Raw genomic sequence first — 15310 nt, 5'->3', positions numbered from 1 at the left:
GGTGTTCATGACGGGCACTCAGCCATACGGTAACGCTCCCTCGACCTCGGCCGGTACCAGTATCGGGACCGGCGCCGGAAGTCGCGAGGCGGGACGCCATGGCTCTTGATAAAGACTTCCCGTAGGACGGCACCACTGGCATAGCCGACACGGCGAGCGATCTGCTCAATCGACAGGTCCGTGTCGGCGAGCAGATGTTCCGCCCGGGCAAGCCGGCGGCTGGTCAGCCAGGCGTGCGGGGTGACGCCGGTGGCTGCCCGGAACCGGCGGGCGAACGTCCTCGGGCTCATTACCGCCTGCACCGCCATCTCCTGCACCGATAACGGCCGGTGCAGATTGGCCAGCGCCCAAGACACCACCCCGGCGAGGAATTCGTCCGGCGACGAGGTCAGCCCGTCGTCTCGGAGTGCTGGTAGCACCGCCTGGCAGGCCACCGCGTCTGCGATCGATTCGCCGTGCTCGCGCCGCAGCAGATGCAGATAGAGGTCGAGAGGCCCGGCCGCGGTGATCACCGTGCCCTGGTCCACCACGGCGCGCTGTTCCACCGTCACGAGTGGGTACGCGGCGGCGAGTTCCTCGGCCAGCTTCGGGTGTGTTGTGGCCCGAGCACCGTCGAGTAAACCGGCGGCCGCGAGCGCCAGCACACCGGACCCATACGCGGCGACCAGAGCGCCGCGATCGTGCTCCCGGCGCGCTGCGGCAAAAACTGCGGTGGACGGCCCAGCTCCGGCCAGGAGCACCACAGCGTCAGCTTGAGACAACGCCACCAGACCGTGCGGCACGGTCAACGTCAGACCGCTGTCGGTCATCACTGGTCCCGGCTGATCGGTGCAAAATGTCAGCCGAACGTCCGGCCCGGACGGTTTACGCCCGAACATGGCGCTGACCAGCCCAAGACCCAGCATTTCCACGCCCTCCGGCACATACGCCACGAGCGACTTGAACCCCGACATGGGTGACACCTCCCCGAACGGCGCCGACCCTATGGGGAGTGACTGACGTTCGACTGACGTTCGACTGACGTCGAATGGTCATGTACCCCGCCCCGCTCCTGCGAGACGCCATCTCAGTCATGTCCGATCGCGCGGAGTGATCGTCGCTTGACTCTCGGAGTGGTGTGAAGTCCTAGTATCCGGTCGGACGGGAGGGCGTGCGCGATGCCCGGAACGGCCACCGCTGGGCCGCGTTCACGGCGCCGGCACTCCCGTGCGCGACTTGCCTGGCCGGTTACTTGGTATCCTGGGCGATAACGCTGGAGAGAACCTTCGTAGTAAACGCCCGGGTGCTGGATGGCTAATATCTTCCCGCTCTACGACGAATACGCACGCAAGTGCGACCGTCAGCTCTCGGTATTGTTGCTCACCCCTCAAAGATAAGCCGCTGCACCAGTGCCGAGTGTCGAACCAGAAGGTCTGTGGACTTGCCGACGCGGTTCATCGTATTCGACCGGCTATCAGGGACCACCACTGTCGTCGCGCGCTCCTCACCGCCGCGCTTGATATGGGAGAAGCACGTTCTCATCAGAATCGACAACGTCGGCATCGCCGTCCGCGATCTCGACGCGACGATTGCTTACTTCACCGACCTCGGTCTGCACTTCCTGGGCCGCGGCACGGTCAGCGGGGATTGGACCGACACCGCAGTCGGGCTCGACGGTAACCACGCCAACATCACGATGCTTCAGGCGCCGGACGGCACCAGCCGCCTTGAGCTGTTCGAGTACATCCACCCGGCGGCGATCGAGACCGAGCCCACCCGGCCCAACCAGATCGGCATGCACCTCGTCGCCTTCTCGGTCGACGACATCGGCGAGGCCCTCGCGATCGCCGCCAGGCACGGCTGCCATCCGCTGCGTGGTGTCGCGACCTACGGCGAGGTCTACAAGCTCACCTATCTGCCTGGACCCAGCGGCATCCTTGTCATGCTCGCCGAGGAGCTCAAGAAGGGCTGACCGCGCGAAGCGCCACCGCTACACATCCTTACCAGCCCGGGTGCGATGACCGACCTGACGTACCGCAGCGCGCGACGCTGTCGATGTTGCTGGCGGCACCGAACACCAAAGGTCACGGTCGGCGGATGGTTGACGGGGTGTATGGGCCGGCGCCACCGCGGTCCGCCGCGGAGCACGTACGGCTTTACGTCCATCGGCTGCTGTCGGTGCTCGGACGGGGTCCCGATCACCCGCGGCCCGGGCGGCTACGCGCTGCGCGTCGACGAGACCAAGCTCGAGGCGCTCCAGTTCGACGCCCTGGCCTCGCCCGGACGCTGCCTGAGCAGGCGGCAAACCATACGACCACCACGCCGCGGCTAAGGTTCCAACCTTCGAGCCGGACACCTCGAATCCAGACAATCATCGACTGGGACCCGGACAGCAGGCCCGACGTGGTGGCACGCGATCCCGAGTCGGGTCAGCTGTGGGTTTCCGGGGCAACGGTGCCCGGCGCACGCCCGGGGCATGAGGCCCGGGGGCCGGTTCGAGATCGGCACGGGATGGGCAGGGCTACGCCGAACAATGTCGAGCGACATGAGCGATCGAGGAGCGCTCAGCGGAGAGGGAGAACTGGCCCCCTGGCGGTATGGTTCGATCATGAAGCCATCCCCAGGTACGCCGCGATGGGCCGTGATGGCAGCGTGGGCCACAGTTGCCTGCGTCCTGCCGTCGTCACTGTGGCGTACCGCGGTGGGCCTCGGCGTACCGCTCGGATGGACCGCCGAGCACCTGCGACTCGAGCGAATTCCCGGTGCCGGCACGACGTACGTCATCACCCTAAGCGTGCTGTCGATCGCCTTCGCCGCGCTTACTCTGGGCCTGGTGTACCGCTGGGGTGACCTATTCCCCCTCTGGCTGGTGGTCCCCATCGCCGTCGCCGGGGCGGCCATAGTCGCCGTCATCGTGGTGCTCAGCGTCGTCAACTGGCCGTCGGTCAGCGGCTTCGCCGACCGGCCGACGTCCGGTTGGGCGTTACTGATGATCGCGTGCTACCTGCCGGCGGCGCTGTGGCCGCCGCTGCTGCTGGCAGTGACCGCCGCCCACGTGCGCCGACGCCGCCGCGTCACGGCACCGCATCGATCATCGAGCCGCACATTGAACGCGGCACGGCCGGTGCGCCGGGAAGGGTAGTCGGGCCACTTCGTCATACAGCAATCTGGCAGCGGCGTTCAGACGCTGCAAGGTGTCCGAGGGGACACGGAGCACGCCCACCACTCAGCGGCGCTGCGTCCGCCACGGGCAGTGTCGGAGGGTTCGGCGTCGAGCCGGCAGCGAGCAGAGAACTGCGGTTCATTGCTGCCGCCGATTCTCGGACGGCAACTTCCTGCTCGACATCGGTACTGAGCGCGTCGTACCGGCGGGGTGACTTGTCTTCGACAGTTCGTTCTTGCATACCGACAGTCTCGATGCCGTTCTCGACGTATCAGTCGGTATCCTGGCACTGAGGGGTACGAGGAGGCAGCCCGAGTCCTGGCTGATCTGATCGGCGAATGGCCACGGCTGGTTCCGGCTCAGCGAGACAGCGTCCGTCGCGCCAGCATTTGCCGGACCTGCCATCGCGCGAGCCAGAATGTCCGGACGGGTCGGGGCCACTGCACATCAACTCAGCGCACTCTCGATGTCCGTGCCTTGCCGGCGTTGACGCCGGCAAGGAATGTCGTTCCGGACATTCCTGTCGAGGAGACGGAGCAATCATCAAGCCGTACGGGTCGACCGCAAGGTGCGGTCGACCCGTACGAGGTCAGGCTCTACTGGTAGATGCCCCAGGAAAACTTTTCCCAGGCCCCCGCGATGCCGTTTGCGCGAAGGGGCGCGGACGGTTCGTCGGCACGAGCCAGAAGGTACCCACCGGTCGCTGCCGCCTTCAGGTAGACCGCGCCTGCGTCCAGTCCGACCCAGTCGAACTGTTCCCATCCACCTAGGATCGTCGAGTTCGCGTAGACGGGGTTGCCGCCAAGGTCGGCGTATGCGACCACATAATGGCCGTTCGCAAGCGCGCGCAAGGCGATCCGCCCGCCGCCGGCGTCGATCACCTCGAACTTCTCCCACTGCCCGAGCACGGTGGTGTTCGCTTCGAGGGGTGTGTTGGGCCGGTCGGCCCAGGCAACGACGTTCTTCCCGTTGGAGTGGGACCGCAGCCAGATTACCTTCCCGACCGGTGGGGCGCCGGCCGGGTGCCAGAACACCTGGCTGTCCGGCCCGAAGAGGACCACGCCGAGGTCGTTCCGTATGACGAGACGGTCAGCTCCGGTCTGGTGGGTGCTGGTGGCCCACAGCGGCGCCTCGGACGCCTGGTAGATCACAAAGTTGCCGTCAATCTGCATCTGAGCGTACGCCCCTGGGTTGCCGGCGGTGCCGGACTCCCATGCCCGGTTGCCGTCGCGCAGGTAGACGAGATCGCCGTCCGCCTGCATGCGAAGGACGTGCCGGCCGTCCGGGGAGCTCAGTTCCTGGTCGGCAATCAGACGCTGATGAGGCAGGAGCTCGCTCGTGCCCGACATAACGGGCTTGATGCTGCCGGTCGCCCCCTGGAACACCCGGACGTCATCGATGTCGCCGTTGACGAAGTGGTCGGTGCCCGTGGTGCCCACCAGCAGTGCCCCGGTCGCGTCCCACGCCTGCCAGGCCGGGTTCAACGCCACGGTGGCACTGAAAGCCCCGTCCAGGTGCAGCCGGATCTCTCGGCGCTGCAGGTCGACCACGCCGACCAGCTGGTGATACGTGGCAGGCGACCCCGCCTGAAGGCTGGCGACCGTGTCGTGCGCGGCGTCGGTGGCCGAGGCGGGCACGGACAACTGCCATCGCCCACCGGAGGCCGGGTCGAAGCCGAGGCGGAAACCCGGGTTCGGGCCGGATCCGCGTTGGGCGAGGAAGGTCTGCGCCCGGCCGGTATCCCGCAGCCGTACCCGCACCGAGACGGTGAAGGACTGGTCTGTGCGCAACACTTGGTGCCCGGTGGTGGCATAGGCGGTGGTGCCGTTGAGCAGCAATCCCGTGCCCATGTATCCGCTGTCCGCAGCCGGCATCTGTGCGCCGCCGAGGAGGTTCAACGGCCTGTTGAAGACGGACCAGTCGGTGGCCTGCGACGACTCCACCTCCTCGAACTGCCAGTCGCCAGTGGGTCCGGCGGCGAACGGGTCGGCCAGTCTGGCCGCCTCGTCGGCCGTGATCATCCGGGGCCACGCCTGGGCTTCCGCCATCGCGCCCTTGAAGTAGGAAGCGCCTGCCCGGCCGACCCGGAACGCCTCTGTGGAGTTCCATAGGGTGGCGGCGTTCGCAGTGCCCTCCAACTTGCCATCCACGTACAGCTTCAGCTGCTTGGCGGCCGAGTCGTACGTGCCGGTCAAGTGGGTCCAGACCCCCGGGCGGGGCGTGGACGTGCCCCACGCCTGCCACATCACGGCCGTCGATGCAGTTCGGGTGGACGGTGCCGTGAAAGCCCACCGGTTCTCGGTGGCAACGTATTTGAGGTAGAACGAGGAAAGCTCACCGCCCGCCTGTGCGATTACTGTCTGATCGGCGGTGCCGTTGGAGGTCAGCCGCACCCAGGCAGACACCGAGAAACTCTTGCTGGTGTCCAGCAGATTGGCCCGCTCGGCGTAGTCGTCAACTCCGTCGAACTGAACTGCCGTGCGCCGGCCCCCTGCCGCACCGGGTACGAACCTCCCGGGTGCGCCGAGCGTCACACCGCCCTTCGGGCTCAACCCGTGCCCGTTGCCGCTGTTGTCGGCGATGGATGTCGCGCCGGCAGCGTCATCGAATTTCCACCGGGCCACCGGGTTCGCCGGCGAGGCCACCATGAACCGGTACGTGCGTCGCGATTCGTTGCCGGCGCGGTCGACGGCGGTCACGAACAGAGCCTTCGCCCCTCCCGTGTACGGCGTCCAGTTGACGGTGACCGGCACGCCCGGACTGGCCGGCGCCGCGACGGTGGTCGGCGGGTCGCTGAATCCCCACCGGAACGAGACCACGTCCGGCGAGCTCTCGAACGTGAACTGTCCGGTCTGGCCGACCGAACCACACGGTCCGCCGCTGCATACGTCCGTGCCTTCCTTATACACATCCGCCGTGATCTTCGCCGGGGACGGCGCCACGGCGTCGACAGTGAACTCACACCAGCCCGATTGCGGGCCGGTGCTCGATCCGTCGCTGGCGTGAGCCCGGAACGCGTACGTGCCGCCGCCGATTCCGCTCGCGGCTATCGTCCAGCGCTCGCCGCCGTAGCTGCGGCCACCACTGCCCGGGTAGGCATACCATTCCTGCGTCGACGAACGAGCAACCAGATCAACCGTGCCGTCACCGTTGACGTCCCCGATCGTGCGTGCGGTGGATCCCTGCCAGCCTTCGCCGATCTCAAACCGCTGCGGGTCGCCGGTGTAGCGGGATCGGGCGCCCGAGCCGGGGTAGAGCCACAGATATCCGTCGGCATCGGTGGTCACGATGTCGGCCGTGCCGTTACGGTCCCAGTCCGTCGCGCCGAAGAACGTGTACTCGTCCCAGCCCTCTCCTAATTGCACGCGCGGCTGGCCCGTCGAGTTCCGCGTACCGTCACCGGGATACAGCCAAAGCGCACCGCCGCCGTCACGGGCGACGATGTCGGTTTTCCCGTCCCGGTCCCAGTCGGCCAGCCCGGCGAACGTGTACTCGTTCCAGCCGCTGCCGAGAAGTACGCGTGCCTCCAAAGCGGTCGCGGTACCGGGATAGAGGAACAACTGGCCGGAGGAGGCGGCCCGGGCCACGATGTCAAGGAACCCGTCATTGTCCCAGTCGGCCACCCCGGCGATCGTGTACTCGCCGGCATGCCAACCGAGACCGAGCTGCACCCGCGATCCCACCGACCACTTGCCGCCGACGACCCGCCCGGGAAACAAGTAGAGGTAACCGTCCGGGTCGCGGCCCAGCACGTCGCGCACACCATCACGGTCCCAGTCCCCGGTCCCGACGAACTCGTCGCCGGATTCCAGAACACCGTACTGCGTCGCGACCTGCGCCTGCGTGCCGGAAGGCACGCCGGCCTGCTGCAATGTGAGGATCGGCCCGGCGCTACCGTCGTCACGAATCCGCTGCCGCTCGAACGACAGCGTCAGCGTGTTGCCGTCGCCGTCGCTGGCCCACGCCCGCAACGTCGGTGCTGTCGTGGCGATGAACGGCCGCTCGGCACCGGTCACGCAGGCCTTACCGTCCACGGTGAGCCGGTCCGGGGCGGCCGGAATCGTGTTGGTGTGCACGATCAGCTTCGCCGTGTAGGCGTCGAACTTCTTCCACTCGTTGGTGTTGCCCTCGTTGTTCGCCCGGATCCCGAACGCGACTGCGCCTCCCAGGTCGTTACCGGTCACCGCGGCTGCCGACATACCGAACTCGGTGTACTTGCGAGCATAGTTGCATGTGCTGATCGACGGGCTGGACACCGCGCCGCGCCACAAACCTGCGGTGTTGTTCCAGTTCATGGCGGAGTTCAACGTAGAACCGATCGGATGCAGATGCGTGGTATGCGCGGTACAGCTGTACGAATGCAGCAAGTCGATGGTGAACCGTGGGCTGATCCCCGGCCCTTCCAGAATCTGCTTACCTTGCCAGGCGTCGGTCGCGAATCCGAACATGGACCGGTACCTGGAATAGGTCGCACCCTCGTTACCGGACGGGTAGTAACCCACCTTCGCGCAGTCCGTGTTGTACGAGCCCGAACAATCCCGTCGGTCCTTCGCCCAGTACGATTGATTCGGTGCCGCCTCGTTGATCATCGTCCATTCACGGAAGCCGACATCTGGATCGATGTACACCGGAAACTTGACATCGGGATCCGTCAACAAACGCACATCCGGAGTTACCGTCAGCTTGCCGGAATCGTCCACACCGAACTTCACCGGCCGCTGCCGAGCACCATCCGCCGGCGCATCCACCGACGACGCCCGCACTCCGGATGAATCCCACATCTCCGGTGCGACCGCTGTGAACGCCGCATGACCCGCCTTGGTCACCGCGCGGTTACCGTCCCACCGCAGACCTCCCTTCAGCGAGCTGTTCAGCGTCAGCTTCCGCAACTTCGGGTTGGCCGCCGCCTGGCGGTCCTTCACCACCAGCACGAACGACACGCCCGTAGGCCGCGCTGTGGCGACCAGGTCGACGCCAGGAAACACCTGCCGATAGGTGGCACGCGTGCCGTCCAGCACGGGCTTGGGAAGCTTGTCCGGCCAGGCCAGTGCCACCTCACCACCAGCACGCTCCACCCGAACGAAGGCGCCCGACCCGCCTCCGGACAGAGCCAGATCCACGGCCGAAACCCTCGACGCGACCGTGCCGTCGGCCCTCTGCTCCAGTGTCTCGTCCAATGGCGCCCAGGCACCGTCCGCCCGCTTGCCCCGCTGCGGGAACGCGGACTGCTCAATCGTCGCGGTACCGTCCGGGTTGGCGAACACCTGAAGCGTGGCGCTACGCCGCGACTCGAGTTCCACCCTAGCGTTGCAGGCTTTCGCCATCACCACGGCCGCGGCATCCTGCGCTGCCGAAGGGCGGCAATCCCGCTCCGCTGCGGGCGCGGACGCCGACACCCAGGCGGGCGACAACACCGTCGCGCCCACCGCGGTCACCAGCAGGGCTGCGATGCGTTCCCGACAAATCATTTATTTCCCCTTGTTTCTTTTCCTCATGCATTCAAGAGCCGAGACAGTCCCGACGTCGCTGCCCTGGCCATTCCGGCAACTGATCCGACTGCCGCAATCTGGGGATTACTGAGGGTGGGGCGATCGCAGCGCCGGCCACCCTCCCTATCAGCTATCAGTACACATGAGTGGACTCTTCGGCAGCGGGCCAGCCCAGAGCCCCGGCACATTATTACTGCAGCCATCGAAGCTCACCCCCAAGCCGACTCCGTCTTTTATTGACATCGCCGTGGTGCCCGAAAAATCCGGTCCCGGTCGAAGGAATTGGGCTGTCATACTCGATCGGCCCGAACGGCCCACCCCAAGGTCCGGCCCGACACTCTATGAGTCCGCGCTGCTCTGCCTGCCGGTATCTTCCCGCCACACTCGCTGCTAGCGCCAACAGCGAAGGAGCGACTCAATTATTAGAGGCCCGGCACTAGACCGTAGTCCCCAAGCTCCATGACTCCGCCACTTCCGAGATTAGCCGCCCAGCCCCGGGTGGCGTGGAGGCCGCAGGCTCGTTCACCCCCGGCCGGCCAGCCCGTGCACGTACGACCCGCCTGAGAACGGCAAGTTCGCGTCTGATCTGCCTCCGCCGTACAACCCGGACGCACCTCCATAGGTTATTACTTCGCGTGAGTACGGTATTTTTCTAGGTTCAGGCCACTTGAAGTAGTAATCCGAGTTCGCCTCCGATCGGCCCATGAATCCGCTGTAACCGCCTCCAAGGCCCGGACCAACCGCTCCGCCCACTGCCCATGAGCCATCGTCGCTGACGCCCCCTTCGAGCCCGACATCAGCCACTCCGAGCCGCGCATTCCCGCCGGCTGATGTCTCACCTCCGGCCAATCCTTTCACGCCGGTGTTGGCTACTTTCAAGCCCAGAGTGCCACTCATGCCAAAACCCGGTCCGTAGTAGTTTTTCTTAGACGTTGCCCAACCGAACCCTTTCGAGTCGATAACGGTGCAACTCTCGGCGGCCTTACCCACAAGTGCCTGAAAGCTAGCGCCGAGGCACAGGGACATCGACCAGGTGCCGTTGTCCTCCAGCACCGGGTTAGGCCGCTGGGGAGTTGGGCCGGCGCCGTGCTTGCCGACCGGCCGCCGCGTCGTCGCGCCGTAAGCCACCTGACACCGTTGGGCCCCGTCCGGGCAGTTGACCTTGCGGTTGACCCGCTGCTTGACCGGCGGGTTGTAGGTGGTGGCGGGGTTGTTGGCGCGTTTCGGGGCGCCGACCTGGCCCTTGGGGCACTCGCCGTCGGGGCATGACCGGGGGATCAAGCCGTCAGGGTCGCTCAGTGTCACCGGGCTGTTGTTGGCGTAGTTGTATCCGTTCATCTGTTCAGGGTCAGACACGTCGATCAGCGGGTCGACGGAGATGAAACGGCCGAGGCTGGGGTCGTATTCGCGGGCGCCGAGATGGGTGAGGCCGCTGTTGTCTTCGGTGCCACCGACGAAACCCTTGTCGAAGAAGGAAGGCCACGCGCCCTTCCCGGTTCGTTCGACGCCGAACGGGGTTTGCCTGCGGATGGCCACGGCCTGGCCTGTCCCGGCCGCGATGGTGCTCTGCGTGGTGCCTTGGTGGTCGGCGACCAGCCAGACCAATCCTCCGGCGGCGGTGCGGGTGGCCACCGTCTGACGGTTGTGGCTGTAGTACCGGATCACCTTCACCGCGCCGGACGCGGCGCGGATCTCCTGCCCCGGCAGGTAGAGCGTCTGCCCGGCGGGGTCCTGGCGGATGAGGCGCTGGTCGTCGCTGTCGTAGAGGTACGTGGTGGTGCCGGTGGTGTCCTGGCTGGAGGCGAGCTTCCCGGACAGGGTCCAGGTGAGCGTCTGCGCGTTCCCGCCTGGTGCGGGGCGGCCGGTGATGTTGCCGGTGGCGTCGTGTTGGAAGGCGGTGGTTCGGGGAGTTGCCGACCCGTCAGTGACGGTAGTGCCGGCGATCTTGTGGGTGCCGGCGGCGATCGTGTAGGTGGTGGTCCGGTTGGTGCCGCTGCTGCCCGCGCCGTACTCGACGAGCTGGCTGCGGTTGCCGGCGGCGTCGTACCGGTAGCTGTGGCGATACTTGGCCGGGCCGCCCAGGATCGCGTTCTCGGGGGCGGTGGTGCATTTGCCGTCGGCCGGCGTCCAAGCGTCGCTGAGCCGGCGCAGTTTGTCGTAGCGGTAGCACTGGTTGTCGCTGGAGTTGGTGTCAGCGGCTCGGACCACGTTGCCCACGTCGTCGTAGTCGTAGTTGACGTCGGTGACGGCGGTCGGGGAGGTCGAGCGTGTGGTCGAGACGGTGTCCAGCCGCCTGGTGTCGGTCTCGTACGTCCTCAGCACGTCGACGGACGGTCCACCGTCGCCGTTGGTGAGGTGGGTGGCGGCGGTCTCCGAGAAGCTGGTGTGGTCGACACCCTTGACCAGCAGACCATCGTCAGCGACGAGGGTTTCCGGCAGGCCGAGCGTGTCGTATGTGTAGGTCAGCGTCTCAGTTTCCAGGTCGCCCTCGACACCCGGCAGGCGCACCGTCTTCGGCGAGCCGTTCGGGTAGTAGCCGAAGGCGTAGTCGTATGTTCCGCTCAGCGGACCGGTACCCGGGATCGTGTACCGCACCCCGGTCGGCTGGTAGTCGACCTGGAAGGACGTGATGTCCCGCTGGTACGCGTCGCCGCCTTCGTAGCGGGTCGTGCCGACCAACTGGCCACGCACATCCACCTTGCCGATGGTCTGGTCATACCGCCACTGCGCCCGGACGGCGCCGGTGACCGACCCGACCCGCGACGTCGTGCGCCGGCCCAGGTCGTCATAGGTGTAGGCCTCCGTCTGTCCCCGCGCGTCGGTGCGGGTCAGAAGCTCGTCCTCGTCGTTGTAGGCGAGGGCGCTGCGGCCCAGGTCGGGGTCAATCGTTTCGATCTCGCGCCCACGCAGGTCGTACTTGCGCTGCCATACGACACCCAAGGGGGCGGTCACCTTCTCCAGCTTGTCACGTGCCGAGTACCTGTAGGTGGTTTCGTCGTACCCGCTGGCGCTGCCCGCCGCGACTCCGGGACCGTAGCGGCGCAGCTTCACTGTGCGGCCCTGCGCGTCCTTGACCGTGGAGGTCACGACCCCGCCGGCCGGCGGGGTGACGTCCTGCCGGTCACCGCCGTAGCCGTAGGTCGTCTGCCAGCGCCGTTCACCGCCCGGGCTGGCCGGCGAGCTGTCCATGACGTGCGCCTGGACCTTGAGCCGGCCGGCACCGTCGTACTCACGAACCGTGACGGAGGGAATGATGCCCTGCCCGACGTACAGCGTGGCACTGGGCGCTGCCAGGGCAACGTAGGGGTTGTGGACCCGGCTGACCCGTCCCGCGGTGTCGTACCGGGTGTCGGTGACGACGGCGACACCGGTGCTCCCCGCACCGTCCGGCGCCTGCGTCTGGCGAGCCCGCAACAAACCGTCGAAGAACGCGTAGCTGGTTACGTACTTCCCGTCCTGATTAATCCGCTGCGTCGTAATTACCGAGGCACGGTCCTCGCGCACCGAGTAGCTGAAGCGATGACTCGGGTCCGTCGGCCAGGTGCTCCTGGCCCGGCCAGGCAGCCACATGCCGGTGACCCGACCCAAGCCGTCATACGCAGTCTCAGTGACCCGCCCGTTCGGGTCTGTCACCTTGACGGGCACCCCCCAAGCCGGCTCCACCTGCGTGGTGGTGACCCAACCCAGCGCATTGGTCTGCTTCAGCTGGGTCACCGGGCCACCACCGGCGGCGGTCGTGTAACCGTGCACAGTCCGTGCGCCGTGGATGTCCCATTGCTCATACACCCGGCCCAGCGCGTCGTGGGTGTACCGGTTCTCGGTGATGAACGTCGAGTCCGCGCCCGCAATGCCCTTGAACTCCTTGAGCGTGCGCACCTCGGAAACCTCGCCCGCAGTCGGAGCCACACTCCAGGCCAGCTGATCGTAGGAGGTGCGTACATCACCGATGACGTTCTCAGCGGTGCCACCCGCGCCGAGGTCACCCACCACGGCGCAGGACGCGGCGAAAGTCCGCTCCCGCGACTCTCGGTCGATGATCCACTTATCGGTGTTTCGGGCGTAGTCGGTCAGCACACATTTCTCATCACCCGTGACGTCGTTGTCGCCGTTGTCGTCGAGCTTGGACACCATGCCGTACGCGTCCCGCGTCGACCGCTGCGTCGTCGTGCGGTGGCCCCTGCCACCGTCCAACGCTGTGCGGGTGTACTCAGCGCCAACAGCCGTGTAACGGGCATTCACCGTGGACCCGTTGATGGTGCGCGACGCGGTCGGATCAGACTGCCACGGCTCCGTCACCGAAGCGGCAACCTCTGCCGAGCCGTTGTATGTGATCTGCTCACGGACCTGTCCGGCAAACGCGTCCTCGTCGTTGACCGCCGGCACTTCACCGGTGCTGATCGCGGGCATTGACACCGACCGGGTGCCGTCCTTGGTCTTGTCACCGTGCATTCCCTGGAAGTAGCGGGTTTCCGTACGCGTCGCCTCGGCGCCCTCGCCCTTCGTCGTGACCACCGTCCGGTAACCCCGCCACACCGACCAGGTTTTCGCGTCGGCGTCGATGAGCCCGTCGTCGTCGGTGTAACGCCATGCCGCATCCTTGTAGGCATATGTCGTCAAGACCCGCGGCGACTTCGCCCTATCGTCGATCTTGTCCGACTCCGCGACCTGGGTGACGACGTACTTGTGGAAGAAGTCGGTGATCGGACTGGTGTGGCCCGGCGGCGTCCAGCGGACCGGGTAGCAGCGCAACGTGTTGGCGTGCAGCGCATTCCGGTCCGGCTCTGTGGCACCGGTCGCGCACTCCTTGTCAGAGTAGGTGACGTCGGTGACGCCCCCGGTCTCCGAAATGATCTGCTGAATCCGGGGCCGGTTCATCGCCGGCAACTGATCGCTGTTGGTGTCCACCCGGTTACCCCGCACCACCGGCACGAAAGAAACCGCTGGAGTGCTCACCCCGACACCGACCAGACCGGTATGCGAAATGCTCGACAGCCACAGCGCAGGCAGCGGCCCGTCGGAGAGATTGGGATACGAGTGGGTGAACCCCCAGCGCTCCACGTTCTGGTAATCGTTGGCGGCGGCGTCCCAGACCCGGGTCGTCACGGCGGACAACCGCTTCTGCATCCAGAACGTCGGCGCGCCCTGCTGCGCCGAGCACGGACTCGCCGCGCAGCTCAGGTCCCGCGGCACATCCGGCCAGTTGCGAGGATCGGTACACCCGGACAGACAGCGGTCGGCAAGAGCAAATTCCACCCGGTACGGCGCGTTGTCGGCCGAGTCCAGCCGCGTGCCGTACTCGATGTTCGCAGGGTAGCCAGCCCGGTCGTAATCCACCGCGTCCGTCTGCGTGTTGTTACGTGCGTACCGGTTGGTCTCCTTGGTGTAGTTGAACCGCATCGTGTTGCCGTGCGTGTCCACCACGTGATCGAGCTGCCACCGGTACGCCTGCACACATGACGACGCAGCGAAAGTCGACTGCCGGCAATCTTCCCCCTGGTGATTACCGAAGACCGGCACCGTCAGCGTGGACTGCGACCCGTCGCGGCCACCGAACCAGTATTCGGTGCCGTCCGGAGTCCGAGCCACCCACCACTCACCGTTGTTGTCGCCGTTGCGGGCCCCGGTACGACGCTCGATGTAGGTGCCGTCATCACGGCGCAGATGCCAACGGCTACCGTTGTCACCATCCTTGAGCATCTCGCCGGCACGCCCCGGCATGGAAAGAACGGCGTTGTCCGTCTTCCAGCACAGGTCGCCGCTCGTCTCCTTGTTGTTGGAACCGGCGTCGATGTCCTTGGAACACGAGGTGTACCGGCGCTCGATGTAGCCCGGATGCCAGTCGAAGCCGTCACCGATCCACGACGGCTGACTGTTCGCCGCCGCCGTCCGGCCGTCCACACTCGACGACGAGTATCCCAGGGAGATGACGGGGCTGGGGCCGGCCGTCGGCGGCGGCACCCGCAATGGGTACGACCAAGAGAAGTCACCGGTGTTTCCGCCCGTCGACCACGTCGCCGACGGAGCCAGCGACGTAGCCCGATAGTCGCCGCCCGGACCGTTGTCGGCCGCAGCGAGCGCCAACGTCGCAGGGACAGCCCCGGCGAGGCTCACCTCGGCTGACACCGTGCCAGCCCGAAGGTCCACATCAGAGGTCAGAGGCTGCGGTCGGCAGCCCGAGGCTGCGCAGTCGGGCTCACGCCACAGCCGCAGACGCGAAGCCCAGTCACCGCCGTACGCAGACCGAAAATCCCTGATGTCGACGGTGACTCGTGCGGCGGCAGCCGTGGTGCCGCCGTCCGCGCGGGCTACCGACAGCCGCACACCTTTCCGGCTCAGGCTGCGTACACGCACCTTGGAGACCCGCGTGCCCGACGCGCCGGTTCCCTGCACCCACAACGGAAGGTCGCCCGCTCGAACCCGCCGCGACCCCGTGGCCGGTACAGACACGTCGACGGCAGCCACGCTTGGCCATTCGGCCGCCGGGACGCGTGGCGGCGCGGCCTGCGGTCGTCTCGGCGGAACCGGCTGGGCGTGGCTGCCGCGTACCAGCGGCTCCTTCTGCGGCCGATCCACCGCCGGACCTTTCGCTGGCGCTCTGGAGATGGGCTCCGCTTCTGCGGGTGCGGAAAGGAAGACCGCGTTCAGGGCCACCGACAAGGTAGCCGTCACTAGCAGCCTT

5 protein-coding genes are annotated in these 15310 nt (G+C 66.6%); 2 read left to right on the top strand and 3 right to left on the bottom strand.

Annotation, left to right across the window (positions count from 1 at the left end):
• Positions 1-5 precede the first annotated feature (5 nt).
• Entirely contained in the window at positions 6-953 is a 948-nt protein-coding gene (locus ACFY1S_RS00770) for a GlxA family transcriptional regulator (protein WP_387111272.1), read from the bottom strand.
• 467 nt (positions 954-1420) lie between these two features.
• Here ACFY1S_RS00770 and ACFY1S_RS00765 point away from each other — a divergent pair, with 467 nt between their 5' ends.
• Both ACFY1S_RS00765 and ACFY1S_RS00760 read left to right on the top strand, forming a co-directional pair.
• The gene (locus ACFY1S_RS00765) at positions 1421-1951 is read left to right on the top strand and encodes a VOC family protein (RefSeq protein WP_387111270.1); all 531 of its coding nucleotides are present in this window, start codon (positions 1421-1423) and stop codon (positions 1949-1951) included.
• Positions 1952-2587: 636 nt separating this feature from the next.
• Positions 2588-3121, top strand: a complete 534-nt coding sequence (locus ACFY1S_RS00760) for a hypothetical protein (protein ID WP_387111267.1) — start codon at positions 2588-2590, stop codon at positions 3119-3121.
• A 617-nt stretch (positions 3122-3738) separates the two neighbouring features.
• Here the strand turns inward: ACFY1S_RS00760 and ACFY1S_RS00755 are convergent.
• Both ACFY1S_RS00755 and ACFY1S_RS00750 read right to left on the bottom strand, forming a co-directional pair.
• Positions 3739-8610 carry a LamG-like jellyroll fold domain-containing protein gene (locus ACFY1S_RS00755; RefSeq protein WP_387111265.1) on the bottom strand — a complete coding sequence of 1624 codons (4872 nt, stop codon included), beginning with the start codon at positions 8608-8610 and terminating at the stop codon, positions 3739-3741.
• Positions 8611-9153: 543 nt separating this feature from the next.
• Positions 9154-15204 carry an RHS repeat domain-containing protein gene (locus ACFY1S_RS00750; protein ID WP_387111262.1) on the bottom strand — a complete coding sequence of 2017 codons (6051 nt, stop codon included), beginning with the start codon at positions 15202-15204 and terminating at the stop codon, positions 9154-9156.
• Positions 15205-15310 lie beyond the last annotated feature (106 nt).

The sequence above is a fragment of the Micromonospora sp. NPDC000663 genome (assembly GCF_042898105.1).
Lineage (GTDB): Bacteria > Actinomycetota > Actinomycetes > Mycobacteriales > Micromonosporaceae > Micromonospora.
The sequence above is the reverse complement of the archived record's forward strand: the minus strand, read 5'-3'. Positions and strand labels throughout refer to the sequence as shown.